The 25543-nt window shown below is 56.1% G+C and carries 27 protein-coding genes and 1 other RNA gene; 19 read left to right on the top strand and 9 right to left on the bottom strand.

What is annotated here, in order from left to right:
- The first annotated feature begins 285 nt into the window (after positions 1 to 285).
- Entirely contained in the window at positions 286 to 1491 is a 1206-nt protein-coding gene (locus tag EGK14_RS17495) for an FAD-dependent oxidoreductase (protein WP_125290379.1), read from the top strand.
- A 26-nt stretch (positions 1492 to 1517) separates the two neighbouring features.
- Here the strand turns inward: EGK14_RS17495 and EGK14_RS17490 are convergent, their stop codons facing one another.
- Positions 1518 to 2627 (bottom strand): AI-2E family transporter, encoded by a 1110-nt coding sequence (locus EGK14_RS17490; protein WP_125290378.1) that lies wholly within the window; start codon positions 2625 to 2627, stop codon positions 1518 to 1520.
- Positions 2628 to 2817: 190 nt separating this feature from the next.
- On the opposite strand from EGK14_RS17490, the gene EGK14_RS17485 reads away from it, so the two are divergent.
- Positions 2818 to 4821 carry an NADPH-dependent 2,4-dienoyl-CoA reductase gene (locus EGK14_RS17485; protein ID WP_125290377.1) on the top strand — a complete coding sequence of 668 codons (2004 nt, stop codon included), beginning with the start codon at positions 2818 to 2820 and terminating at the stop codon, positions 4819 to 4821.
- 117 nt (positions 4822 to 4938) lie between these two features.
- Positions 4939 to 5652 (top strand): polyphenol oxidase family protein, encoded by a 714-nt coding sequence (locus tag EGK14_RS17480; protein ID WP_125290376.1) that lies wholly within the window; start codon positions 4939 to 4941, stop codon positions 5650 to 5652.
- Here EGK14_RS17480 and rlmG read toward each other — a convergent pair.
- Both rlmG and EGK14_RS17470 read right to left on the bottom strand, forming a co-directional pair.
- Entirely contained in the window at positions 5649 to 6776 is a 1128-nt protein-coding gene (gene rlmG / locus EGK14_RS17475; RefSeq protein WP_125290375.1) for a 23S rRNA (guanine(1835)-N(2))-methyltransferase RlmG, read from the bottom strand. The two genes, EGK14_RS17480 and rlmG, sit on opposite strands and share 4 nt — an antisense overlap.
- A 195-nt stretch (positions 6777 to 6971) precedes the next feature.
- The gene (locus tag EGK14_RS17470; RefSeq protein ID WP_125290374.1) at positions 6972 to 7490 is read right to left on the bottom strand and encodes a thioredoxin family protein; all 519 of its coding nucleotides are present in this window, start codon (positions 7488 to 7490) and stop codon (positions 6972 to 6974) included.
- Positions 7491 to 7633: 143 nt separating this feature from the next.
- On the opposite strand from EGK14_RS17470, the gene EGK14_RS17465 reads away from it, so the two are divergent.
- Positions 7634 to 8134 carry a M48 family metallopeptidase gene (locus EGK14_RS17465; RefSeq protein ID WP_125290373.1) on the top strand — a complete coding sequence of 167 codons (501 nt, stop codon included), beginning with the start codon at positions 7634 to 7636 and terminating at the stop codon, positions 8132 to 8134.
- Positions 8135 to 8179: 45 nt separating this feature from the next.
- Here the strand turns inward: EGK14_RS17465 and EGK14_RS17460 are convergent, their stop codons facing one another.
- Entirely contained in the window at positions 8180 to 9871 is a 1692-nt protein-coding gene (locus EGK14_RS17460; protein ID WP_125290372.1) for a chloride channel protein, read from the bottom strand.
- A gap of 164 nt (positions 9872 to 10035) precedes the next feature.
- Between EGK14_RS17460 and EGK14_RS17455 the strand changes: the two genes are divergently transcribed.
- The 10 genes from EGK14_RS17455 to EGK14_RS17410 all read left to right on the top strand — a co-directional run bounded on the left by EGK14_RS17455 (position 10036) and on the right by EGK14_RS17410 (position 17332).
- Positions 10036 to 11025 carry a Gfo/Idh/MocA family protein gene (locus EGK14_RS17455; RefSeq protein WP_125290371.1) on the top strand — a complete coding sequence of 330 codons (990 nt, stop codon included), beginning with the start codon at positions 10036 to 10038 and terminating at the stop codon, positions 11023 to 11025.
- Between the two features lie 244 nt (positions 11026 to 11269).
- Positions 11270 to 12238, top strand: a complete 969-nt coding sequence (locus tag EGK14_RS17450; protein ID WP_125290370.1) for a TerC family protein — start codon at positions 11270 to 11272, stop codon at positions 12236 to 12238.
- A 177-nt stretch (positions 12239 to 12415) separates the two neighbouring features.
- A complete protein-coding gene (sstT, locus tag EGK14_RS17445) occupies positions 12416 to 13654 on the top strand; it encodes a serine/threonine transporter SstT (RefSeq protein WP_125290369.1) in 1239 nt (412 codons plus the stop codon).
- 466 nt (positions 13655 to 14120) lie between these two features.
- Positions 14121 to 14795 (top strand): DedA family protein, encoded by a 675-nt coding sequence (locus EGK14_RS17440; RefSeq protein WP_125290368.1) that lies wholly within the window; start codon positions 14121 to 14123, stop codon positions 14793 to 14795.
- Positions 14792 to 15166, top strand: a complete 375-nt coding sequence (mzrA, locus tag EGK14_RS17435) for an EnvZ/OmpR regulon moderator MzrA (protein WP_125290367.1) — start codon at positions 14792 to 14794, stop codon at positions 15164 to 15166. Before EGK14_RS17440 ends, mzrA begins: the two co-directional genes overlap by 4 nt.
- Before the next feature lie 166 nt (positions 15167 to 15332).
- Positions 15333 to 15707 (top strand): DUF1090 domain-containing protein, encoded by a 375-nt coding sequence (locus EGK14_RS17430; RefSeq protein WP_148101255.1) that lies wholly within the window; start codon positions 15333 to 15335, stop codon positions 15705 to 15707.
- Between the two features lie 41 nt (positions 15708 to 15748).
- Complete coding sequence (locus EGK14_RS17425) at positions 15749 to 16054, top strand: YqjD family protein (protein ID WP_125290365.1); 306 nt, start codon at positions 15749 to 15751, stop codon at positions 16052 to 16054.
- Between the two features lie 2 nt (positions 16055 to 16056).
- Entirely contained in the window at positions 16057 to 16449 is a 393-nt protein-coding gene (locus EGK14_RS17420) for a phage holin family protein (protein WP_125290364.1), read from the top strand.
- Positions 16449 to 16730 carry a YqjK-like family protein gene (locus EGK14_RS17415; RefSeq protein WP_125290363.1) on the top strand — a complete coding sequence of 94 codons (282 nt, stop codon included), beginning with the start codon at positions 16449 to 16451 and terminating at the stop codon, positions 16728 to 16730. Before EGK14_RS17420 ends, EGK14_RS17415 begins: the two co-directional genes overlap by 1 nt.
- A gap of 209 nt (positions 16731 to 16939) precedes the next feature.
- The gene (locus EGK14_RS17410; protein ID WP_125290362.1) at positions 16940 to 17332 is read left to right on the top strand and encodes a DoxX family protein; all 393 of its coding nucleotides are present in this window, start codon (positions 16940 to 16942) and stop codon (positions 17330 to 17332) included.
- Between the two features lie 159 nt (positions 17333 to 17491).
- Here the strand turns inward: EGK14_RS17410 and EGK14_RS17405 are convergent, their stop codons facing one another.
- Positions 17492 to 17779, bottom strand: coding sequence for a hypothetical protein (locus tag EGK14_RS17405; RefSeq protein WP_125290361.1), 288 nt, complete (start codon positions 17777 to 17779; stop codon positions 17492 to 17494).
- A gap of 323 nt (positions 17780 to 18102) precedes the next feature.
- On the opposite strand from EGK14_RS17405, the gene EGK14_RS17400 reads away from it, so the two are divergent.
- Complete coding sequence (locus EGK14_RS17400; RefSeq protein ID WP_125290360.1) at positions 18103 to 19089, top strand: glutathione S-transferase family protein; 987 nt, start codon at positions 18103 to 18105, stop codon at positions 19087 to 19089.
- A 6-nt stretch (positions 19090 to 19095) separates the two neighbouring features.
- Here the strand turns inward: EGK14_RS17400 and EGK14_RS17395 are convergent, their stop codons facing one another.
- Positions 19096 to 20010: a LysR family transcriptional regulator gene (locus tag EGK14_RS17395; RefSeq protein ID WP_125290359.1), complete on the bottom strand. Its 915-nt coding sequence runs from the start codon at positions 20008 to 20010 to the stop codon at positions 19096 to 19098.
- Between the two features lie 128 nt (positions 20011 to 20138).
- On the opposite strand from EGK14_RS17395, the gene EGK14_RS17390 reads away from it, so the two are divergent.
- A complete protein-coding gene (locus tag EGK14_RS17390) occupies positions 20139 to 20843 on the top strand; it encodes a pirin family protein (RefSeq protein WP_125290358.1) in 705 nt (234 codons plus the stop codon).
- A gap of 47 nt (positions 20844 to 20890) precedes the next feature.
- On the opposite strand, the gene EGK14_RS17385 is transcribed toward EGK14_RS17390, so the two are convergent.
- Positions 20891 to 21118 carry a hypothetical protein gene (locus EGK14_RS17385; RefSeq protein WP_125290357.1) on the bottom strand — a complete coding sequence of 76 codons (228 nt, stop codon included), beginning with the start codon at positions 21116 to 21118 and terminating at the stop codon, positions 20891 to 20893.
- A gap of 147 nt (positions 21119 to 21265) precedes the next feature.
- Between EGK14_RS17385 and EGK14_RS17380 the strand changes: the two genes are divergently transcribed.
- A complete protein-coding gene (locus EGK14_RS17380) occupies positions 21266 to 21622 on the top strand; it encodes a hypothetical protein (RefSeq protein ID WP_125290356.1) in 357 nt (118 codons plus the stop codon).
- A 192-nt stretch (positions 21623 to 21814) separates the two neighbouring features.
- Here EGK14_RS17380 and rnpB read toward each other — a convergent pair.
- Positions 21815 to 22192: RNase P RNA component class A (gene rnpB, locus EGK14_RS17375), an RNA gene on the bottom strand.
- 32 nt (positions 22193 to 22224) lie between these two features.
- Positions 22225 to 23082: a 16S rRNA (cytidine(1402)-2'-O)-methyltransferase gene (rsmI, locus tag EGK14_RS17370; protein ID WP_125290355.1), complete on the bottom strand. Its 858-nt coding sequence runs from the start codon at positions 23080 to 23082 to the stop codon at positions 22225 to 22227.
- 62 nt (positions 23083 to 23144) lie between these two features.
- On the opposite strand from rsmI, the gene EGK14_RS17365 reads away from it, so the two are divergent.
- The gene (locus tag EGK14_RS17365; protein ID WP_125290354.1) at positions 23145 to 25178 is read left to right on the top strand and encodes a penicillin-binding protein activator; all 2034 of its coding nucleotides are present in this window, start codon (positions 23145 to 23147) and stop codon (positions 25176 to 25178) included.
- Positions 25136 to 25528: a YraN family protein gene (locus tag EGK14_RS17360; RefSeq protein WP_125290353.1), complete on the top strand. Its 393-nt coding sequence runs from the start codon at positions 25136 to 25138 to the stop codon at positions 25526 to 25528. The genes EGK14_RS17365 and EGK14_RS17360 overlap by 43 nt, the downstream gene beginning before the upstream one ends.
- Positions 25529 to 25543: the final 15 nt, after the last annotated feature.

Here is a 25543-nt window from a genome sequence, read left to right as displayed (position 1 = left end):
ATTAATCGCCATGCTGATCATCCGCTGGTGAAACGCTACAACAACCGCTCTTATTTTGATTAAGTGAAGCAAGAGTTAGCCTGTTAATAATAAAAAACCATATATTTTCTCATAGCGTTAAAACCGGCCGATCTATGCTAAACAGCCCGCCTGTATCTGCTTGCCGCAGCGCAGCCCTGTAAGCGGCAACATGAAACATTAGTGCTGCCCGGCCCGATGTAGTTTGATCTTCTTGCTGACCAATGATAACAATTATCATTTATTGAGCTAGCCGGACGGTCCAGAATGAACACCCCTACCCCTTCTTCCTGCTGTATCGTTGGCGCAGGCCCGGCCGGGCTGATGCTGGGTTACCTGCTGGCGCGTAACGGCATTCCCGTAACGGTACTGGAAAAACACGGAGATTTTTTACGGGATTTTCGTGGCGACACTATCCATCCCTCTACGCTTGAAATTATCTGGCGGCTGGGCTTTCTGGATGAGTTTCTGGCGCTGCCGCACCAAAAAGCAGAAAGGCTTTACGGCGAGATCGATGGCCAGCCCGCTACGATGGCGGATTTCACTCGTCTGCCTACCCGCTGTAAATATATCGCTTTTATGCCGCAGTGGGATTTTCTGAACTTTCTGCACGCTAAAGCCTTACAGCTGCCCGGTTTTCAGCTGATCCAGAACGCAAAGGTTGACGCATTAATTGAAGAGCAGGGTCAGATCAAAGGTGTTAAGGCGACAGTGGAGGGCGAAGCGCGCGAATTCCGCAGCGAGCTGGTTATTGGCTGCGATGGCCGTCATTCCGTTATTAGAGCGCTCGCTGGCCTGGAAGTGCAGCGTTTCGGTTCACCACGCGATGTTCTGTGGATGAAGATGGCTAAACAAGCCGACGATCCTGAATGGTCGCCGGGTCATCGTGGGCCTAAGAACCATTTTATTATGATCGATCGCGGCGACTACTGGCAGTGCGGCTATTCGATTACCCAGGGCAGTTTTACTGCTTTGCAGGAGAGCGGGCTTTCCGCTTTTCTGCAGCAGGTCGCCAGCGCTTCGCCATTTTCCCTTGAGCGACTCCAGCTGGAAATTACCGACTGGGATCGGGTTAAGCTGCTGGAGATCCGCATCGACCGTTTGCAGCAGTGGGCCAAACCTGGCCTGCTGTGTATTGGGGATGCCGCGCACGCCATGTCGCCCATCGGCGGCGTTGGCGTCAACCTGGCGATCCAGGATGCCGTAGCGACCGCTAATCTTCTGTCAGGGCCTTTGAGAAAGGGTTCGCTGACTTTGAAAGACCTGGAGAAAGTCCAGCGGCGGCGCGCTTTCGCTACCTGGGCTACGCAGTCGCTGCAAATAATGATTAGCAAGGCGGGGAAAAAGCCGCGACGCAAGCCGCCGGGTCGCATGGAGCTTTGGCTGCGTCGTCGCCCTTTCCTGCCATTTTTATTCGGCAGGCTGATAGGGATGGGATTTTATCGTGAGCTGCCTCAGGAAGCGCAGAAATAAAAGCGGCCCCGCAGGGCCGCATTTAATCAGCTGGCCGGCGGTGTTTTGCCTTCCTCAATAAACTCCGGGTCCAGCTCTTCGCTGTTGCCTTCGTGGTCGCGGCCGGAAAGCAGGTTCCAGCAGGCAATAAACATCGCGGCAATCAGCGGGCCAATGACAAAACCGTTGATGCCGTAGATTTCCATCCCGCCTAACGTTGAAATGAGGATCAGATAATCCGGCATCTTAGTGTCTTTGCCCACCAGCAGCGGCCGCAGGAAGTTATCCACCAGGCCTACGATCACCACAAAGAAAGCGACCAGGAAAATGCCTTTCCAAATTAAACCGGTAGAGAAAAAGAAGATGGCGGCGGGCACCCAGACAATAGCCGAACCTACGGCCGGCACCAGCGAAAGGAAAGCAATCAATGCCCCCCACAGCAGGCTGGCATCGATGCCGGTCACGTAGAAGGCAAAGCCGCCAAGCGCGCCCTGCACCACCGCTACCACGACCGTGCCTTTTACCGTGGCGCGGGCCACCGCAGCGAACTTCGCCAGCAGATGATGTTTTGCATAGCGTGAAAGCGGCAGCGATTTCAGGATAATGTTGACCAGCCAGGAACCGTCTTTCAGCAGGAAGAACAGCAGGTAAAGCATGATGCCGAAGCCTAACGCAAAGCTCAGGCTGCTTTTCCCGATCAGAAACACGCTGCCGGCCAGATACTGGCTGCCCCGCAACGCAACCTGAGAAAGCTTCTGCTGAATGCCGCTCACGGTATTCAGCTGATGATCGGCCAGGTAATTTTGCGCCCATTGCGGAAGATGATGCACCGTATTCGTCATCATTGTCGGTAGCGGCGTGCTGTTAGCCTGAATTTTGCTGTAAACGACGTTGAACTCAACCGCCAGCGACGAGAGGATCAGCGCCAGCGGCGTAATAACGATCAGACAGATAATCGCCACGGTCACCAGGGAGGCGGCGCCGTTTCTTTCTCCCATCCACTGGCGGATTTTGTTTTTCATCGGATGGAAAATGACCGCCAGGATCGCTGCCCACAACACAGCAGAATAATAAGGTTGCAGCACCTCGAAAAAAGCGACGGTCACAATAAGCAGGATTAAGAGGAAAAATCCTTTGGTCAGGCCGGGAAATCTCATTTTATGCTCTCTGAAGCAAGAATTTGCTAACGCAGCATAGAGGGCTGTGCTGTTTTTGCAATACCGACTACACCCGCTCCCGTTTTATCCCATCAGGCGGGCATACATCACAATTTTATCTGCACCGCTTTCGGAAACGGCGCGCCGCCGCTACAGTGAAACTCATCCGACCACTTTGACGATCGCAATTATGAGCCGCTCACTTTTTTCGCCTCTGGATTTAGGGTTCACGCAGTTAAAAAACCGTGTGCTGATGGGATCGATGCATACCGGGCTGGAAGAGCATCCCGACGGCCCGCGCCGCCTGGCCGCTTTTTATGCGGAACGCGCGGCCGCAGGCGTAGCGCTGATAGTTACCGGCGGGATTTCTCCCTCGGCGGAAGGCGTGGTCACGGCTGGCGCTTCCATCCTTAGCCATCCTGACCAGCTTGCACACCACCGTACAGTCACAGAAGCTGTGCATCAGGCCGGCGGCAAGATTGCGCTGCAGATTTTACATGCTGGTCGTTACAGCTATCAGCCAGGTCTGGTTGCGCCATCCGCATTACAGGCGCCAATCAATCCCTTTAAGCCAGCCGCGCTGAGTCACGAGAGCATCCTGACGCTTATCGCCGATTTTGCTCGCTGTGCCGCGCTGGCGAAACAGGCAGGCTACGACGGCGTGGAAATCATGGGTTCGGAAGGCTACCTGATTAACCAGTTTCTGGCTGCCAGAACCAATCAGCGCGACGACGAATGGGGCGGCGACGAGCAGCGGCGAATGCGGTTCGCGCTGGAAATCGTGCGGGCGGTTCGTCAGGCGGTCGGCGAGGCGTTTATCATTATCTATCGCCTGTCGATGCTTGACCTGGTGGAACAGGGCAACACGCTGCCGCAGACGGTGCGGTTGGCACAAGCCATAGAAAAAGCGGGCGCGACGCTGATTAATACCGGCATCGGCTGGCACGAGGCGCGCATTCCCACTATTGCCACCTCCGTCCCGCGCGGCGCTTTTGGCTGGGTGACGAAGCAGCTAAAACAGCACCTGACCGTGCCGCTGATTACCACCAACCGCATCAACCATCCGGACGTGGCGCAGGCTTTACTGGATGAAGGCTGCGCCGATATGGTATCGATGGCGCGTCCTTTCCTGGCCGACGCGGCCTTTGTGCGTAAGGCGCAGGAAGGCCGTAGCGATGAGATCAATACCTGCATCGGCTGCAACCAGGCGTGCCTGGATCAGATATTTGCGGGCAGGCTGACCTCCTGTCTCGTCAATCCACGTGCCTGCCACGAAACCGAAATGGCGATTGCGCCCACGGCAAAGCCGCAAAACCTGGCCGTAGTCGGTGCCGGGCCGGCCGGACTGGCTTTTGCGGTGAACGCTGCCGGACGAGGACATCGCGTCACGCTGTTCGATCGGGCAGCCGTTATCGGCGGTCAGTTTACGCTCGCCAGGCAAATTCCGGGCAAAGAGGAGTTCAGCGAGACGCTGCGCTATTACACGCGCCAGCTGATGCTGAATAACGTTACGCTGCGGCTTAATCATACCGTCACGGCGCAAGATCTGGCCGGATATGATCAGGTGGTGCTGGCAACAGGCGTAGTGCCGCACACGCCGGAGATCCCTGGCATCGACCATCCCAGCGTGCTGAGCTATCTGGCGGTGCTGCGCGATAAAAAACCGGTGGGCAAGCGCGTGGCGATTATCGGCGCGGGCGGTATTGGTTTTGATATTGCCGAGTATCTTACCCAGCACGGCGAGCCGACCAGCCAGAACATTGCGGCTTTCTGTCAGGAATGGGGCATTGATCGCACGCTGCAACAGCCTGGCGGTATCACGACGCCGCAGCCGCCGCAGAGCGAGCGCCAAATCTGGCTGCTTCAGCGCAGGCCCGGCAAACCCGGCGCCAGCCTGGGCAAAACCACCGGCTGGATCCATCGCGCCAGCCTACAGATGCGTCAGGTCAATATGTGGGGCGACGTGCAGTATCTGAAAATCGACGACGAGGGCCTGCATATTCTGCATCAGGGCGAGCCGGTCCTGCTGGCGGTGGATAACGTGGTGATCTGCGCGGGCCAGCAGCCCGATCGCCGTCTGGCGGAAGCGCTGGGCGACCGTCCTGTGCATATTATCGGCGGCGCGGATCGCGCGTTAGAGCTGGATGCACGGCGCGCTATCGCTCAGGGCACGCGCCTGGCGTTAACGATTTAGCCTGTTTGAAGCCAGCGCGGCGAAGCTTTTCCTGGCGGCGGCAACAAAAGTTATTCGCCGTTCACATTGCCAGGTTAAGCTGTCAGGACTCAGGACATCTGTTAAAAAGGTCGCCCGATGCCGCACGCTTACCATTCGCCTCTGCTCTCTTCTCTTGCCTGGCTCGATCATGCTTTTCAGCCCGCAGGCGAGCCGCCGCCGCCGGAAAGCATTATGAATCGTCAGCGCCACACGGCGCACGTCCTGCTGGACAGCGAAGCGCTGCCGGTGAAAAGTCGCGAGGCGGACGGTCTGATTGCCACAGATTCGCGCCCTGTTGCGGTCTATACCGCCGACTGCCTGCCGGTGCTGATCGCCGACGTGCGGCACAAGCAGGTCGCCGCCGTCCATGCCGGGCTGAACGGCGCGCTAAAAGGCGTGCTTATTCAGGCTATCCATCGGCTTTGCGAGCGTGGTGCAACGCCGGACAGCCTGTATCTTGCCGTCGGCCCGTCGATTGGGCCGTGCTGTTATGAACTGGGCGAGGATCGCATCGCGGCTATGCGTCAGGAGAACCCGCACGACCTGCGGCCGTTGCTGGCGTACTCCACGCGGCAATATCGCAATCCGCAGGCGGTAAGAGCGCAGGCGATCGGCACCACGCAGGGCGTCTGGTTCGATCTGCCGCTGCTGGCAAAACGCATGGCGATGCGCGCAGGCGTGCCGGAAGCGCAAATCGAGCTGAGCGGCATCTGCACCTATTGTATGGCGGAAGAACAGGCGAGCTATCGCCGCAACGGCCATTTTCAGCATGGCTATCAGCAGCGGTATGCCTGGATCAGGCGGCGTTAGCGCAGTTTTACCGAACGCAGGATCACAAACTTTTGGTTAGAGGCGACGGTGGTGCAGTTGCCGAACAGCTTCTTCATTTTGCGATAGTAGTCGAGATGACGGTTGCCAACGATACGCAGCTCGCCGCCATATTGCAGACAGCGGCGCGCATCGCGGAACATCTGCCAGGCAATATGATCGGTCAGCGTGTTCTGCTGATGGAAAGGCGGATTGCAAAGCACCGCATGCAGGCGATCGGAAGGAAAACCGGCCAGCGAGTTATTGACCGCAAAGTGGCTGCGCGCCATGTCCTGCGGGCGATTAACCTCCACGTTCATCCGGCTGCTGGCGACCGCCATCCAGGATTCATCAACGAAATGCACTTCCGCCGTAGGGTTCTGCTCCAGCGCCATCAGGCCGATCACGCCGTTGCCGCAGCCCAGATCGACAATTTCACCGTCGATATTATCCGGCAGATGCGCCATAAAGAAACGCGCGCCGACGTCCAGCCCGCTGCGGGCAAAAACGTTGGCGTGGTTATGAATGTGGTAAGGCGTACCGTCCAGCGGCCAGCTGTAGGTTTCCGCACCTGCGGCCAGTTGCGGCAGCTCTGGCGTACAGTAGATCAGCCGCGCTTTTTTCACCGCCAGCGACGTGGTGGTTTTCCCCAGCACGCGCTCGAACAGCTGCAGCGTCGAGGTATGAATGTCTTTTGCCTTACCCGCCGCGATAACCTGCGTTTCCGGCGTTACCACATGACGCAGCGCGCGCAGCTGTTGCTCCAGCAGGGCAAGGGATTTAGGGATTTTAATCAGCACGCGGGCCGGGCTGGCGGGCAGCGCGGCCAGACTGTCCAGAAAATGCACGTCGCCTTCGTCCATGCCGTTTTCCAGCAGGTTCTGCCGCGTCGCCTGCTGGCTGATCCACGAGTCGCTGACGCTGAAAAGTTCTTCGCCCACCAGCGCACAGGCCAGGGCGCCAAAAGTGTCGTTAAAGATCAGCGTCGTGCCGTTGGCAGGCTTGTCCGCAACCTGTTGCAGCAAATATTCATCGGCGGCGTCCCACGCCTGTAACGGGCTTTCTTCACGCATCTGGGGAAAACGGTGCAGCGTCAGCGTGCGGTGGCTCAGTTCGAATTGGCTCATGGGATCTCCGGCTGGATAAAAATTCCCGCGAGTTATCCCCTAAAATGCGCCGACAGTAAATGTTTTTCTTGTTCAGGCAAGCGCTGCGACCGCTGTCACCTCTTCTTCTTTTGCTGCCTCCATCCCACGTTGACGCTGTTATCGCCTGAAATTGCTGATTTTTTCCTGACGGACGCGCGCTGCCTGCGGCTGTTGTCAGCCGCGCGCTGCCTGATGCTTATGGATAATAGCGAGAATATCCTCAACGGTTGCGTTCAGCAGCCGACCTTCCCGGTAGGCCTGTAGCTCGGCTTCACCGCCGTGGAGCGCTTTTGCCGGCCTCTCCACAAAAGTGCCGATCGGCTCAAACTTCTCATCCAGCACCACGGTAAAAGGGATCCGCACCTTATCCAGCGCCAGCGCGGGCAGCAGCGTACGTTCCGCCCGGCTTTTGCTGATAATTGCCTGGGAGATGGTCGGCTGTAGCTCGTTGATAAACTGCATCGCGGTTACGTTGCGCTGGCAGTCCGGGCACCACAATTCCGCTGCGGTCAGCAGATAATAGGCGCCGCGCACCTGTTTTACCTGCTCCTTCAGCTCGCCGGAGACGTACTCTTCCGAGTTCAGCTTCGCGCGCGCCTCTTTGACGGCGGCAATCTCGCCAGCCAGGCCGGTTTTGGCAAAAGCCTCAAAGCCCGCGCCCGCGCCGAACAGCTCTCTGTAATCGATCATCATGACTCCGAATCATTCACTAAACCGACAGTATGCGAAAAGGACTTAAGGCTTGCAACGTCACGCGCCGTCGACGCAAAGATCCCCCGGCGCGGCGTCCGCATGATAAAATCCGGCTTTCGACCGTTATTTATGTGGGAGCGCCTGTGTCTTTACTCTATTTACAAGGTTATCCGGAGTCACTGTTGGCTCAGGTGCAGCAGCTAATCGATCGGCAGCGGCTGGGCGAAGTGCTGCAAAAACGCTATCCCGACACGCACGCTATCACCAGCGACAAAGCGTTATATGACTACGCGCTGACGCTGAAAAACCAGGCCCTGCGCAACGCGCCGCCGCTGAATAAAGTGATTTACGACAGCAAAATCAAGGTAATGAAACACGCGCTGGGGCTGCACACCGCCATTTCCCGCGTGCAGGGCGGCAAGCTGAAGGCGAAGGCGGAAATCCGCGTGGCGACCATTTTTAAACAGGCGCCGGAGGCATTTTTACGCATGATCGTGGTACACGAGCTGGCGCACATTAAAGAGAAAGATCATAACAAGGCGTTTTATCAGCTTTGCTGCCATATGGAGCCGCAGTATCACCAGCTGGAATTTGATACGCGCCTGTGGCTGACCGAACAGGCGCTGCGCGGCAGAGAAAGCTAGCGCCGCCGCGACGTGCCTCCGTGCTCGTCGCGACCTGCTGTTGCCTTATAAAAAGTCCTTCGCTTTCTGGATCAGGCTGGTTTTGGTAAGCGCGCCCAGAAACTTGCGCTCGACAGGATTATTCAGCACCGGCAGACGCTCCAGCGTCACCCTGGCGAAGGCTTCCCAGCCTTCCGTAATGGTTTGATTCTCAAAAATATAAGGGAAGTTCTCGTCCGTCACGCAGCTTATCGGTGAGTTCAGGGTGATCTCCTTATCCAGCACCTTGCGCGAAATATCGTGGATCGACACCGCGCCCATAAACTGACCGGTTTCGTTAATGACATAGACGAAACGTTCGCGCTTTAGCGAGCTTACCGCCAGCGCCTTGCCGACGGGATCCTGCGGCTGTAGCGCCGCGCCGGAGACGATAAACTGCGAGATAATGCCGTTGTCGAAATCGAACTTGGCGTCCGAACGGCTGAAATGGCGCTGAATAACCGGATAGGTGCTGCTGGACTGCAGGCGATACACCACCATAAAAGCCAGCACGCAGGCGATCATGGTTGGAAACAGCAGGCTGCTGTTTAGCGTCATTTCCAGCACCATCAGCATCGCCATCAGCGGTGCCTGGCTGACCGATGCCAGCACCGCGCCCATGCCCACAGCGGCGAAAATCACCGCGTTGTCCACCGGCAGCCCGGCCAGCGCGGCCAGGCTGGCGACCACCACGCCCAACAGCGCGCCGGTCAGCAATGATGGCGTAAACAGCCCGCCGACGGCGTTGGAGCCAACCGAAATAGCCGTGGCCAGCATCTTTAACAGCAGCAGCGCAATCAGCCCTTTTAGCATAAAGCTGCCGGCCATGATCTCGACGATCACCTCATAACCGTTGCCAAGCACCTTAGTGCTGCCGATAGCCAGTATGCCAACCATTACGCCGCCCAGCCCCAGCCGCAGCGGCAGGCTTTTAACGCGGCTAAAGCGCTTACGGCTCTGCGCGATCAGCCAGATCAGCGTCCAGCCGGCCAGGCCCGCCAGCAGGCCAATCAGCACCGTCAGCAGCATGTTTTCCGGCGTCAGCGCAAACTGCGCGTGGGCAAAAGGGTAGATAGCGGAACGGTAGCCCAGCGCGGACATGGTCAGAACGGCCACGCCGGCCGAGATAATCAGCGGGATCAGACGCTGTAAGGCGGAAATACCGAACGCGATTTCCGCCACAAAGATAGCCGAGGCAAGCGGCGCATGGTAAACGGAAGAGAGCCCGGCTGCCGCGGCCATCGCCACGACGTCCGTGTTCTTCAGCGGCAGATTTTTAAAGCAAAAGCGTCCCATCAGGCTGCCCACCAGCGCCGAAAGCTGCACCATCGGCCCCTCTTTACCAATGGACGCGCCGCTGCTGATGCTGGCGACAGAAGAGAGCGCGCGAAACAGCGAGGTTTTAGTCGGCACCGCGTCCAGCCTGGCGTTGATCACTTCCAGATAATCGGTGCGAACCGTCGCTTTCTGTTCAATAGCGGTGGCGTAGCGCAGAAAAAAGCCGGCCAGTACGCCGCCAATGCCGACAATCAACGGCCACGTATACCAGGGCCAGACGCCGATGGCCTGGGTCACATCCTGACGGCTGCCAAACATCAGCAGATTGATGCCTTCTATCAGCAAACGGAAACCCAGCGTCACCAGCGAAGCCGCCAGCCCCACAGGAATAGCAACCAGCAGGCTGGTCCAGTTAAGTGCATGTTTACTGCCTGTGGACATGAATTTTTGACCTCGCCGCCGTTAAACTGATCTTATCGTGAGAGAGACCGCGTTAAAAATCAAATAGTCAGCGCGCCCGCCGCGCTTTTTTGCCTGCTACGCTGGTAGATAAGGTTACGGCGCGCACGGCGCCCGGCTCAATAAATCAACCGTTCGGGAAAATTATGATCCGCTTCGCTGTTATTGGAACCAACTGGATTACGCGTCAGTTTGTCGATGCCGCGCACGAAACCGGTAAAATGAAACTCACCGCCATTTATTCACGCACGCTGGCGCAGGCTCAGGCCTTCAGCCGCGACTATCCCGTTGAGCATTTTTTTACCTCTCTCGATCGGCTGGCGCAGTCGGAGGCGGTAGACGCCGTTTATATCGCCAGCCCTAACGCGCTGCACTGTCAGCAGGCGCTGCTGTTTTTACAGCACAAGAAGCACGTGATTTGCGAGAAGCCGCTCGCCTCTAACCTTCGCGAAGCGGAAGCGATGATCGCCTGCGCGCGTGCTAATCAGGTGGTACTGTTCGAAGCGTTTAAAACCGCCAGCCTGCCTAACTTTCGCATTTTGCGCCAGGCGCTGCCGAAGGTCGGCAAACTGCGCAAGGTACTGTTTAGCTACTGCCAGTATTCATCACGCTATCAGCGCTATCTGGAGGGAGAGAACCCGAATACGTTTAATCCGGCCTGGTCAAACGGCTCAATAATGGATATCGGCTATTACTGCCTGGCAGCGGCGGTCAGCCTGTGGGGCGAGCCAGCGCGCGTGGTCGCCACGGCTTCGCTGCTGGAGAGCGGCGTCGACGCCCACGGTACGGTGGTCATGAGCTACGACGGTTTCGACGTGACGCTGCTGCACTCCAAAGTCAGCCAGTCGGATCTGCCCGGCGAAATCCAGGGCGAAGCGGGATCGTTGGTTATCGGGCAGCTGGCCGACTGCCAGCAGATCCATTTCATACCGCGCGGCGCGAAGCCGCAGGATCTCAGCCAGCCTCAGCATATCAATACGCTTTTGTACGAAGCGGAAACCTTTGTCCGGCTGGTGGAGGAACACGATGTAGATCATCCTGGCCTGACCGTAACGCGCATCACGGCGGCGCTACTGACGGAGATCCGTCGTCAGACCGGCGTGGTTTTTCCTGCCGATGCGCTGGCCGTCGTGTAAATATTGCTAAATATTTCTGCGTAAGATTGACCAATGTGCTCGCGGCCACTATCTTCACTGCTGCAAAGGGGAGTAACTTCTTCGTCGGTCAATCGTCATTACGGTGCGTAAGCGCCCGGTTGCCGGGCAGTCAGCAAGCTGACTGTAAGTGAGACCTTGCCGGAAGGCGAGGTTTGCTCACAGCAAAAATAGTGTGGCTGACGTCTTCCGACGTTGGCCATTTTATTTTTGACAGGACAAAACTATGAATACTGTAGGCACGCCGTTACTTTGGGGCAGCTTCGCTGTCGTGGTGGTGATTATGCTGGCCATCGACCTGCTGATGCAGGGGCGGCGTGGCGCGCAAACCATGTCGATGAAGCAGGCCGCCTTCTGGTCGCTGGTCTGGATTAGCCTCTCGCTGCTGTTCGCCGCCGGTTTGTGGTGGTATCTGAAAGAAACCGTGGGGCCGCAGATCGCCCATACGCAATCCCTCGCCTTTCTGACCGGTTACGTGCTGGAAAAAGCGCTGGCCGTCGATAACGTTTTCGTCTGGCTGATGCTGTTCAGCTACTTCTCTGTTCCCGCTGCGCTTCAGCGCCGCGTGCTGATTTACGGCGTGCTGGGTGCTATCGTCCTGCGTACCATCATGATTTTCGCCGGCAGCTGGCTGGTGTCGGAATTCAGCTGGATCCTTTACCTGTTCGGCGCATTTTTACTGTTTACCGGCGTCAAAATGGCGATGGCGGGCGGTGATGAAGGTGAGGTGGGCGATAAGCCGGTGGTGCGCTGGCTGCGCGGCCATCTGCGCATGACCGATAACCTGGAAGGCGAAAAGTTCTTTGTGCGCCGCAACGGCCTGCTCTACGCCACGCCGCTGCTGCTGGTACTGATTATGGTCGAGCTGAGCGACGTCATTTTTGCCGTGGACAGCATCCCGGCTATTTTTGCCGTGACTACCGATCCCTTTATCGTCCTGACCTCTAACCTGTTCGCTATCCTTGGCCTGCGTGCGATGTACTTCCTGCTGGCGAACGTGGCGGAGCGTTTCTCTATGCTGAAATATGGTCTGGCGATCGTGCTGATTTTTATCGGTATCAAGATGCTGATTGTCGATTTCTATCATATTCCGGTAGCGGTTTCGCTGAGCATCGTCGGCGGTATCCTGGCCGTGACGCTGCTGATTAACGCTCTGGTTAACCGTCGCAACGATCGTTTAGCGCAGCGGAAATAACTTTTACCCTGAGGTAACAACCAGGCCCGACGGCAGAATATTCCGCCGCCGTCGGGCCACTTTTCGCTTCCCCTGCCAACACATTTCCTTATACTGCCTGCGCAAACACACCGATGCCGTCAGTTCAGCGCACACGACGCTGAGGCGCATTCCATCACTTTTACAGCTGGTTTTTATATGAGTATTGAAAAGAATCGTCCCGGCCTGTTGCAGCGTCTGATGCAGGCAGGCCTGGTTACGCAGATCGTAATCGGTCTGGTCGCTGGCGTGGCGCTGGCGTGGTTTTCCAAAGAGAGCGCGCTTTCCGTCAGCCTGTTCGGCTCGCTGTTTGTCAGCGCGCTGAAAGCCGTAGCGCCGCTGCTGGTCATGGTGCTGGTGATCTCCTCTATCGCCAACCACAAGCAGGGCCAGAAGACCTCTATCCGCCCTATCGTGATGCTGTATCTGCTGAGCACGTTTTTTGCCGCCGTGCTGGCCGTGGCGTTCAGCCATTTGCTGCCGCAAACGCTGACGCTGAGCGCCGCCAATAATGAAATCACGCCGCCGTCCGGTATCCTGGCCGTCTTAAACGGCCTGCTGATGAGCATGGTTTCCAACCCGATCGACGCGCTGATGCATGCCAACTATATCGGCATCCTGGTATGGGCGATTGGCCTGGGCTTCGCTTTCCGCCACAGCAGCGATACAACGCGTGCTTTCCTGAATGATGCCTCCGACGCCGTGACTTACCTGGTGCGTATCGTGATCCGCTTCGCCCCTGTCGGTATCTTCGGCCTGGTGGCGTCGATTCTGGCCTCTACCGGCTTTTCGGCGCTGTGGCAGTACGCGCATCTGCTTGCTCTGCTGCTGGGCTGTATGCTGCTGATGGCGCTGGTTATCAACCCCATTCTGGTCTACTGGAAAATCCGTCGTAATCCTTATCCGCTGGTCTTTACCTGCCTGCGGGAAAGCGGCGTCACCGCTTTCTTTACCCGCAGTTCGGCGGCCAATATTCCGGTTAATATGGCGCTGGCGAAGAAGCTTAATCTGGATGAAGATACCTATTCCGTCTCGATACCCGTGGGTGCCAATATCAGTATGGCGGGCGCGTCCATCACTATCACCGTGCTGACGCTGGCGGCGGTGAATACCCTGGGCATCCATGTAGATATCGGCACCTCGATCCTGCTTAGTCTGGTGGCCTCCATCTGCGCCTGCGGCGCGTCCGGCGTGGCGGGCGGTTCGCTGCTGCTGATCCCCGTCGCCTGTAATATGTTCGGCATCCCTAACGATGTGGCGATGCAGGTGGTGGCCGTAGGCTTTATTATCGGCGTTCTGCAGGACTCCGCCGAAACGGCGCTAAATTCTTCCGCCGATATTCTGTTTACCGCCGCGGCCTGCATGGCCGAAGAGCGTCGCGAAGCGCAGCAGAATTAACCTTTTTTCCGCCGCGTCCGGTACGCGGCGGAAATTATTCAGTGTAATATCCTGTTGGCTGATACCGTAATAAACCATCCTGAACAATCCGGCTTTTGCTCCCTGCTGCTTATATTTCATGTTAAAATAAGCCACTAAGCATTAATATCCCGTCAGATCCTGATAAGAAGCTTTCTTCTTTAGCGATCCAGCCTTGCTGCATCAAATTAATTGCAATTGTGTCAGCCTGTGTAAAACTTCTTTGCAGCTGCCTGCCACACCTGTACAACAAGTATATGCTGGCTATCTCCAGCTTTTACCTGTGAAATGGGTGTTTTTGCCCTTTTCTCTCAGGATGGAAAGCCCCTTTTTTATCTGGCCGGTTAAATCGTTCGTGTTAAGAAGCCATTCAACACGCATACTAACAATCATTAAAATGTGACGAATTTTGCCGGAACATGGCCGACAATGATGTTCAGGGAATCTTATGGATACTTTAAAAGCGCTTGTTCACGCCCTCTGGCACCAGGATTATGTCATGCTGGCCGATCCCTCTTTGGTGTGGGCAATCTATTTAGTGCTGTTTATGATCTTATTTCTGGAAAATGGCCTGCTTCCTGCCGCTTTCCTGCCGGGCGACAGCCTGCTGATCCTGGTCGGCGTGCTGATTGCCAAAGGCACGATGAATTTTCCGCTCACGCTGCTGGTATTGACTACCGCCGCCAGCCTGGGCTGCTGGGTAGGCTATATTCAGGGGCGCTGGCTGGGCAATACGGCCACGGTGCAGCGCTGGCTCGCCCATCTACCCGCGCAGTATCATCAGCGGGCGCACGCGTTGTTCCACCGTCACGGGCTTTCGGCCCTGTTGATCGGCCGCTTTATTGCCTTTGTCCGTACGCTGCTGCCGACCATTGCCGGGCTGTCCGGCCTAAACAACGCGCGCTTTCAGTTCTTCAACTGGGTGAGCGGACTGCTTTGGGTACTGATCCTGACGGTGCTGGGCTTTGCGCTGGGCAGAACGCCTCTTTTCCAGCGGTATGAAGATCAGCTGATGGCTTGCCTGATGATGCTGCCGCTGATTTTATTGGTTGTCGGCCTGTTTGGGTCGCTTTATGTTTTATGGAAAAAGAAACGCACTATGAATGAGAAAGGAAACTCATGATGAAAAATCACGCTTCCCGCAAACGAATACTGGGCCTGGTGGCGCTGGCATCGGTCGCGCTGACAATGATTGCGCTTCTGCCTGCCCTGTTTGGCGGTGAAACGGCGTTGCAAATTCGGGCCTCTCGCCAGGGTATTACGGTGCCGGACGGCTTCTATGTCTATCAGCGGCTCAACGCGGAAGGCATCCATATTAAAAGCATCACGCCGGATAAAAATACGCTGGTGATTAAATTTGATTCACAGGAGCAAAGTACCGCCGCCGAGAAAGTGCTGCGCCGCCTGCTGCCGGAAGGCTTCGATATCGCCCAGCTCGAACAATCTTCCAGGTGGATTGGCCGCATCACCCCGCATAAGCAGAGCATCGGCTAAGAAACGTGCCCGGCAGTGCCCCTGCCGGGTCTCTATCCTTAAGAATCTTCTCTCTTTTTGAGCTTTCCGCATTTCCTGACTATGCTTAACTGGCCGGCGTAAGCGGCAAGCATGACAGGATTAACGGGGTTGTATCAGCGATACCCAAACAATGGAAGGTCACTTTATGAAATACCGCACGATCCTTGGCCTCAGCCTTTTATCCCTGACTACTTTCGCCCAGGCGGCAGACTCGCTGTGCCTGCAAAAAGAGCAGGACATTCAGCACGAGATCGATTTAGCCCGTCAGCACGACAACCAGCGCCGCGTTACTGGTCTGGAGCGGGCGTTGACGGAGGCTCGTGCGGGCTGTACGGACGACAAACTGAAGGCCAGCCATCAGGAAAAGATCGATGAGCTGCAGCAGAAAGTGGAAGAGCGGCAAAAAGAGCTGAACCAGGAGAGAGCGGATGGCGATGATAAAGAGAAAATCGCTAAACGTGAACGCAAGCTGGCAGAAGCAAAACGTGAACTGAAGGAAGTCCAGGCCGCCCCTTACTGAGGCAGGCAGGGTTCTTATTACTGATTATAAAGGAGTTTGTTATGTCAAAAGATATCACTTCCGATCATCTGCGTGCGGAATTAAAGAACCTGGCGGATACGCTGGAAGAAGTGCTGAGCAACACCACTGACAAATCAAAAAACGAGCTGGACAAGCTGCGTAGCAAAGCACAGAGCGCGCTGAAAGATACCCGCGCGCGTTTAGGCGACTCCGGCGATCGTCTCGCCAAAACTTCGCGTGAAGTTGCCGATAACGCGGATGTTTACGTGCGCGAAAATCCATGGACCAGCGTGGGCATCGGCGCCGCTATCGGCGTAGTGCTGGGCGTGCTGCTGACGCGTCGATAACAATGAAAGATTCCCAGCAAAGCCAGGGCCCAGGCAAAGGGGTCATCAATATCGGGCAGCGCCTCGTCACCACTCTGGTCGGGATTGTAGAAACCCGCGTCAGGCTGGCCGTCGTGGAGCTGGAAGAAGAGAAGGCGAACCTGATCCAGCTGTTGATCATGGTAGGGCTGACCATGCTCTTTACCGCTTTTGGCCTGATGAGCCTGATGGTGCTCATTATCTGGGCGGTGGATGCGCAGTATCGCCTGATGGCGATCGGCATTACCACGGCGGTGCTTTTTGCATTAGCCCTGTTCTTCGGACTCTGGACGCTGGCCAAATCTCGTCGTTCCACCCTTCTGGGCGCTACCCGTAAAGAACTGAAATCCGATCGTAAGCTACTGGAGAACGATTAATGAGCCGCGAGCGTGACGAGCGCAAGGCCGAACTGCTGCGTCAGATCCAACAGCAGCGGCTCGATCTCAGCATCCAAAAGAAATTCTGGCTGGAAAGTACCGCCCGTTACGATCGCGGGTGGCTAACGCTGCTCAGCCTGAAGCGTTATATTGCGGTCGGCAGCGGCCTGGCGGCCATCTGGTCGGTACGTAATCCACGCCGAATTACCCGCTGGGCCAGGCGCGGACTGGGTATCTGGAGCACGGTACGTATGGTGCGCAATTTTCTGCCGGGCCGTTGATTCTTTCTTTTCTTTTTCAGGTTCGGCCTCGCCGAACCTGAGCAATCAATTTTTCTGAATAACTTTAACAGTTTAACTCGCTTACAATCCTCTCTCCTGACGAATATTATCTTCTGCAACGACCGGTGATTAACGCGCATTCAGCGTCACAACCGGGCTTCATGCGGCCAGGAGCTTTTCGGGCCAGATAAAATTTATCGGGGATTAACATGAAAAAATTAGAAGATATCGGCTTTCTGGTCGCACGTATTTTGATGCCTGTCCTGTTCATCGTGGCGGGCTGGGGGAAAATTACCGGCTATGCGGGCACGCAACAGTATATGGAAGCAATGGGCGTACCGGGCTTTTTACTGCCGCTGACCATTTTGCTGGAGTTCGGCGGCGGTCTGGCTATCCTGTTTGGCTTTCTGACGCGCTTTACCGCTATCTCCACCGCCATTTTTACGTTGATTACCGCATTTGTGTTTCACAGTAATTTCAGCGTGGACGGTAACTCTATTAACTTTATGAAAAATATGAGTATCTCTGGTGGTTATCTGCTGCTCTTTATTACCGGCCCTGGCGCATACAGCCTCGATCGCTTAATTAAAAGAAAAAAATAAAGCATGATTAAAGCAGGGCATTATGCCCTGCTTTCAATAGACGCCAGCATAGCTGATTAAAGAATTAATCAATCTCTCAATCAGACGCCTACAGCGTACAGTTTTCTGTACGGTATAACAATAACACCTGAAGATGTCACTCAGCGAACCATACGCCAGTTAAGCCGTTTTATTTTTGAGCTGTGAGATAGCGCTAATGCCAAAATTAACGATACCGACAATACCGGAACCGATATTCGTAATAGCGCTGATGACGTCCAGCTCCAGAAGGCTGCCGATACCGGACCCTAGCGTACCCGCCGCCGTGGTCGCATCAGTTTTCAAACCGCCGGCTAGCGTGCCCTGATCGACAATACCGCCAATGGCTGCGCCGATGCTTTTACCTAAATCGGCAAAAAAGCCAGCACCTGAGACAACTTCAACCTCCCGGCTGTTTAATTCACGCATAAACCTCTCCTTGTTTATTAATAACTCCACGCCATAAAACAGGCGAGGAACTATTCTAATGACAGCCAGCAAAAAAAGTCAAATATCTGCAGACCAATATTAACAAACAATAAAAGTAACTTAAAATGAGCGTTACGTTAATGGTACACATCAAAACGCAATGGGCACCTTTAATTATAAAGCCGGAGCATATTAGCCGGCAAAGTTAACAAAACCTGATATGGTATATTTTATGACATAAATATTTTTAGGAGAAAGTAACGAGCTTTTTCCTGATAACAGGTTATATTCTTATATTATCGTTTAATTATCAGGGAGTTTATATGGGACAGCTTATTGATGGCGTCTGGCACGATAACTGGTACGACACAAAATCCACTGGCGGGCGTTTTAAACGTTCTGATTCCGCCTGGCGCAGTTGGGTAACGCCCGACGGCTCTGCTGGCGCTGATGGCAAAGCGGGTTTTCATGCCGAGGCGGATCGCTATCACCTCTATGTTTCGCTTGCCTGCCCCTGGGCGCATCGAACGTTGTTGATGCGTAAGCTGAAAGGGCTGGAAAAGCTTATTACCGTGTCGGTAGTCCATCCACTGATGCTGGAAAACGGCTGGACGTTTGATGAAGATTTTGCGGGCGCGACAGGCGACAGCCTTTATCAGAACGAATTCCTTTATCAACTTTATCTGCATGCTGATAAGGACTATACCGGCCGGGTTACCGTCCCGGTACTTTGGGACAAGCAGCAGCAGACTATTGTCAGTAACGAATCAGCCGATATTTTGCGAATGTTTAACAGCGCATTCGACGCGGCAGGCGCCCGTGCCGGCGATTACTATCCGGCAGACTTACGCGCCAAAATCGATGAGGTAAACGGCTGGGTTTACGACACCGTTAACAACGGCGTGTATAAAGCGGGGTTCGCCACTTCTCAGGCGGCCTATGACGAGGCGGTCACCGCCCTGTTTCAGTCTCTGGACAGGCTTGAACAAATACTGGGGCAGCATCGCTACCTGACCGGCGACCGTCTGACCGAGGCGGACCTGCGCCTTTGGACGACCTTAGTTCGCTTCGATCCGGTTTATGTGACGCATTTCAAATGCGATCGTTATCGTATTGGCGACTATCTGAACCTGAGCGGCTTTTTACGAGAAATCTATCAACTGCCGGGCATCGCTGAAACGGTCGATCTGGCGCATATCCGCCACCATTATTACCGTAGCCACAAGACGATCAATCCCTACGGCGTTATCTCGACCGGCCCGGCTTTTGACTGGGACGAGCCGCACGGGCGCGATGAACGCTTTCGCTAGCCGGCGTTATCCCCTGAGCGGCGCGTGACGTTTCGCCAGCAGCTTAGGGATCTCCCGCAGGCACCATGATTTGGCTTCGCCCATGCTGTCGCGCCGCCAGGCCATAATGATATCGACCTCTTTGCTGTATTCAGGGCTGACAACACGCAGACGCCCTTCAGCAATATCTTTTTCTACCATCGGGTACGGCATGGACGCCACGCCCAGCCCGGCCAGCAGTGCACGGCGCTTATCTTCGATTGAACTCACGGTCAGCCGCTGCTGCTTATCCAGAAGCTGTACGGTCAGTACCGGACGCTCGCGCGCCGTATCCGCTACGGCAATTCCCCGATATTTCACCCGTGATGGTTCCGATAACGGTTCAGGTTCCTGATGAATAGGATGATCCGGGCTGGCGACGATCACGCTCATAATGCTGTAAAGTTTGCGGGTGTTAATCTCTGAAGAGGCGCGAAAATGCATATCCGGCGCGATAACGATATCCGCACGTCCCTGCTCCAGCCTTTCCCAGGCGCCCGCCAGCACTTCCGTTACCAGCGCAATTTGCGTATTAGCTTTTTCGGCAAGTTTATCAATCAAAGGAAAGAGGTATTCGCAAGGAACCAGCGCTTCGGTAACGATAGTCAACTGTGTTTCCCAACCCCGCGCCAGCGCTTCCGCATCGGTGGTCAGCTTGTCGGCCGCTTCCAGCAAAATCCGGCCACGCTCCAGCAGCATGCGGCCTACGTTGGTAAACTTAGTCCGGTGACCGGAGCGGTCAAACAGCACCACGTCCAGCTCCTCTTCCAGCTTTTGCATGGTGTAGCTGAGCGCAGAAGGGACGCGGCCCAGTTCATCTGCCGCCGCCGCAAAGCTGCCGCGTCGATCGATAGCATCCATTACTCGCAGCGCCTCCAGCGTCAGAGCGCGATCTTTTGCCATAGCGGTTCTCTTTCAGGATTTTTGAATATGGCAAGCAGATTAACTGGCTAACAATCTGGCGTCCAGCGCCTTACTATAGCGGCATAATAAATGACCGACGCGGTTTGCCGGTTAATAAGGAGGAAAATATGATTACCAGTCGCACCGTACAGCAGTGTGGTCAAGCCGATTACGGCTGGCTCCAGGCGCGATACACGTTTTCCTTCGGCCACTATTTTGATCCTCAACTGCTGGGCTACGCCTCTTTACGCGTGCTCAATCAGGAAGTGCTGACACCAGGGGCTTCCTTTCAACCCAGAACCTGGCCAAAGGTCGATGTTGTTAATCTGATCCTGCAGGGCGAAGCGGAGTACCGCGACAGCGACGGCAACCATGTCGTGGCGCGCGCGGGCGAAGCATTGCTGCTGGCTGCCCAACCGGGGATCAGCTACAGCGAGCATAATATCAGTGGCGAGAAGCCGTTGACGCGTATGCAGCTTTGGCTGGATGCCTGTCCCGACAGGGAAAACGCGGCGATACAATGCCTGTCGCTCCCGACTGACGCGAGCACCATGCTGCTGGCCTCACCGGACGGCGCACAACAGAGCCTGCAGCTTCGCCAACAGGCCTGGATTTATCATCTGAGACTGGAACCGGGCGAAGATGTTACGCTACCGTTACGCGGTTCGCGCGCCTATCTGCAATCGATTCACGGCGGCTTTACCGTGACTGCATCTTCAGCGGATCGGCAGGCGCTTGCCTGCGGCGACGGGGCATTTATCGAAAAAGAGCAGAACGTGACGATAGCGGCAACCACGCCAACGCGCGCGCTGGTGATTGATTTAGCCGGGTAGCCGCCGTTGCCTGCTTCTGTAAACCCCGCCAGCGGGGCATGACGGGTTTAGCTGCCTGATACGTCAAATAAGCTGATGGGTACGGCGACTCTTTCGCCGATTGACCAGCCTTTTTTGCCTAAAATATGCTGAGGCGTGTTTTCCGGCACGTTAAAAAAGAAGGTGTTGCTCTCTTCTTCTACTTTTCCCTCGTCTAAATCTTCCGGATCCAGATCCATCTCGTCCAGCTCTTCTTCAGACAGCCCTAAATGGGTAGCCAGTATCGATCTTTTCATCGTTTATCTCCTGAGCGTTACGCTTACGGTTAAAATTTTCAAAACGCCGTAGTTATTTTATATCCTCAGGTAAATTTCGTTCGTTAATCGCACGTTGATTTTCTCTGGCATACTGCCAGAGGCGAGCGACAACACGAGGAGCAGGGAATGAAAAAGCTGGCTGCGACGTTTGTGTTTTTACTGGTTGGCTGTGTCGATTTAGGGCGCGTTGGGATGCATCCTGACATGAAACAGGTCTACCTGAAGGGATATCCACACAATGTTGCCGACTGTCTTTTTGCTGCGGCGCAAAGTCAGCGCCTTCGGCTGGAGCGGGACGGTAGCCTGACTCAGGGCATTGAAAAATATAATCTGACGGACAGAAATTACGACAACGTGGCATGGATTGAAATTTCGGTGGCAGGCCGTCAACAATCCAGCGTGACCTTCTATTACGCTAAGGATCCTGACGTCAGCGCGGCGGTTTCCGCCATAGCGGCGCGCTGCAAAGATTCGCGCTTTTAGGCTTTTCCCTTCATAAAAAGCGTCGTGGACAGCTATCCCCGCCGCAGAAAGCAAAAAACCCGCCGAATCGGGTTTCTTACTGAAAATGTTGAAGCTGACCGGTAAGCCGCTTTCCTTTCATAAAAAGCGTCGTGGACAGCTATCCCGCCGCAGAAAGCAAAAAACCCGCCGAAGCGGGTTTTTTACTGAAAATGTTGAAGCTGACCGGTAAGCCGGGTTCTGTCGTGGACAGTCATTCATCTAGGCCAGCAATCGCTCACTGGCTCAAGCAGCCTACCCGGGTTCAGTACGGGCCGTACCTTGTGAACCCCTATTTGGCCTTGCTCCGGGTGGAGTTTACCGTGCCACGAACTGTTGCCAGCCGCGCGGTGCGCTCTTACCGCACCCTTTCACCCTTACCTGATCCCACAAGTGGGCCATCGGCGGTTTGCTCTCTGTTGCACTGGTCGTGGGCTTGCGCCCCCCAGGCGTTACCTGGCACCCTGCCCTATGGAGCCCGGACTTTCCTCCCCTTTGTCTGTCTCCCCCGAAGGAGGACGGCAACAAAGCGGCGACTGTCTGGTCAGCTTCGGCGCGGATAATAGGGCATTCCGCGCGGTTTGTCACCCCTCTTGCTGCTCCAGCGCATACTTATAGAGCGCATTCTTTTTTACGCCGTGAATTTCGGCGGTCAGCGCGGCCGCTTTTTTCAACGGCAGCTCCTGCTGCAACAGCGACAGCGTACGCAGCGCTTCCGGCGGCAGCGCGTCTTCCACGGCCTGATAGCCTTCCACAATCAGCACCATTTCGCCTTTGCGACGATTTTCGTCCTCTTTAACCCAGGCCAGCAGCTCGCCCACCGGCGCGCCGTGAATCGATTCCCAGGTTTTGGTGATTTCCCGCGCCAGGACTACGTAGCGCTCGCTTCCCCATACGCTGACCATATCCTGTAAGCTTTCCAGCAGGCGATGGGTGGATTCATAAAAAATCAGCGTGCGGGATTCCTGCTCCAGCGCGCGCAGCGTGTCGCAACGGCCTTTGCTTTTGGCGGGCAGAAACCCTTCGTAACAGAATCGATCGGACGGCAACCCCGCCGCGCTTAATGCTGTAATCGCCGCGCAGGCGCCAGGCAACGGCACCACGTTTACGCCCGCTTCACGGCAGAGACGAACCAAATGATAGCCGGGATCGTTAATTAACGGCGTGCCGGCATCGGAAACCAGCGCTATGCTTTGCCCGTCCCGCAGCTTTGCCAACAGCGTTTCTGCCTTCTGCTGCTCGTTGTGATCGTGTAATGCGAACAGGCGCGCATTGATGGCGAAATGTTGTAGCAACAGCCCGGTATGACGTGTATCTTCCGCTGCGATCAGGTCGACGCTGGCAAGCACCGAGAGCGCACGCTGGGTAATATCGCCCAGGTTACCAATCGGTGTGGGAACGATGTAGAGCGTGCTGGCCGAAATCTCTTCGCGTTGTTTCATTGTTTGATCCGAATTGCCGATTTAATATTGAGCATCTTGAAAAAAACATAACTGGATACAGTATGCTTCCTTCGAAAGTCATTCATAACAAAGCAGGACGCTGCGTGCCTCTGCTGCTGGCGGCCCTGATTTTTGCCGGTTGTTCCGGCCAGGGCCCACAGGCGCCGACGGTCAACGTGCAGGGCACCGCGACAGGCACTTCCGACTCTTATTTGCAGCAAATGCAGCAAAGTTCAGATGATAACAAGGTTGACTGGCAATTACTCGCAATCCGGGCGCTGCTGAACGAAGGAAAAATTCCTCAGGCCAGCGACCAGCTGGCCAGCCTGCCGCAGCAGTTGAATGATGTTCAGCATCAGGAATCGCTGCTGCTCCAGGCGCAGCTCAAGGTGATGCAGAAGGATGCGGGCGGCGCGGCGCAACTTTTACAGCAGATTGATGCCGCCTCCCTGTCGAAGGAGCAGCAGGCCCGTTACTACCAGCTGCAAATTGCCGGCAGCCAGGGATTAACGCAGCTGCGCGCTTATATTGCGCAGGAACCGCTGCTGAGCTCGCCGGCTGATAAGCAGAAAAATATTGATGCAACCTGGCTGGCGCTGAGCCAGATGACGCCAGAGCAGGCCAACGGCCTGGTGATCAACGCCGATGAAAACACGCTACAGGGCTGGCTGGATCTGCTCAACGTCTACAAGGCCAACGTCAGCGATCCCACGATGCTGAAAGCGGGCATCAGCGACTGGCAGACGCGCTATCCCAACAACCCGGCGGCGAAAATGCTGCCAACGGCGCTGAGCCAGGTACAGAACTTCCAGCAGTCGTCGACCGGTAAACTTGCGCTGCTGCTGCCATTAAGCGGCCAGGCGCAGATTTTCGCTAAAGCGATTCAGAAGGGGTTTGACGACGCACGCAACGGTGCGCTGGCCCAGCCAGCGGTACAGCCGCAGGCCGCCGCCAGCACCACGCCCGTTGCCCCTAATACCGCCACGCCTGCCGATGCCAACGCCGCGCCAGCAGCAGCCAGTCCGGCCGCCGATAGCGCCCAGCCGGCTACGCAAAACAGCGATAGCGCAGCTCAGCCCGCCGCGCAGAACGGCAGCGTGGCGCAAACCGCGCCGCCATCCAGTTCGGCGCAGGTTCAGGTCTACGACACCAGCAGCCAGCCGATAGATCAGGTGCTGGCGCAGGCGCAGAAAGACGGCGCCACGCTGGTGGTCGGCCCGCTGCTGAAAAGCAACGTCGAGCGTTTAGCTGCCTTACAAACGCCGTTGAATATCCTGGCGCTTAACGAGCCGGAGTCGGTACAGAACCATCCGAATCTTTGTTACTTTGCGCTTTCTCCTGAAGACGAAGCGCGTGACGCCGCGCATCATATGTGGGATCAGGGCAAGCGTTCGCCGCTGCTGCTGGTGCCGCGCAGCTCGTTAGGCGATCGCGTCAGCAAAGCATTTGCTGCAGAATGGCAGCAGCTGGGCGGCGCGACCGTGCTGCAACAGCAGTTCGGCTCGCAGGGCGAGCTGAAGCAGGGCATTAATAGCGGCGCGGGCTTACGTCTGACCGGTACGCCAATTGTTGCTCAGCCGCCGCAGGCGCAGGGCGTGACCATTGCGGGCCTGACCATTCCGGCGCCGCAGGCGGATACGCCAGCGGCGGGCGACGGCAGCGTAGATTCGCTGTATGTGGTGGCGACGCAGGACGAGATGGCGCTCATCAAGCCTTCCCTCTCCATGCGCGTCAGCAGCCGCAATATGGCACAGATTTATGCCAGCTCGCGCAGCTATCAGGCAGGCAGCGGCCCGGACTATCGTCTGGAGATGGAAGGCGTGCAGTTCAGCGATATCCCGCTGCTGTCGGGCGCTAATCCCGCGCTGATGCAGCAGGCGGCTAAAAACTTTAACAACGATTACTCTCAGGTTCGTCTCTATGCCATGGGCGTGGATGCCTGGACCCTGGCCAATCACTTCAATGAAGTGCGCCAGCTGCCGGGCTTCAGGCTGCAGGGGGAAACCGGCAACCTGAGCGCCACCCAGGACTGCGTCATCAACAGGAAGTTGGTATGGAGCCAGTATCGCCAGGGACAAATCGTTCCGGCATCCTGAGCCGTCAGCAAACGGGGGCGGGCTATGAGCAACAGGCCCGCCGCCTGCTGGAAGGTGCAGGATTAACTTTTATCGCGGCTAACGTCCGCTTTCGCGTCGGAGAGATCGACCTGATTATGCGCGATGGTGAGACGTGGGTTTTCGTAGAGGTGCGCTATCGCCGTAACGATCGGTTCGGCGGCGCCGCCGCCAGCGTAACCCACAGCAAGCAGCAAAAGCTGCTGAAAGCCGCAGCCTTATGGCTGAACGGTCGCCAGAGCAGCCTTGAGAGCGCCCGCTGCCGCTTTGATGTGGTAGCGATAACCGGCGCACGAACGGACTGGTTGTCCGATGCTTTTACGGCGGAGTAATTTCGCCAACCACTT

Origin of the sequence: Erwinia sp. 198 (genome assembly GCF_003937915.1) — a bacterium.
In the GTDB taxonomy this organism is placed as follows: domain Bacteria; phylum Pseudomonadota; class Gammaproteobacteria; order Enterobacterales; family Enterobacteriaceae; genus Erwinia; species Erwinia aeris.
This window is presented reverse-complemented; position numbering and strand designations above follow the sequence as displayed.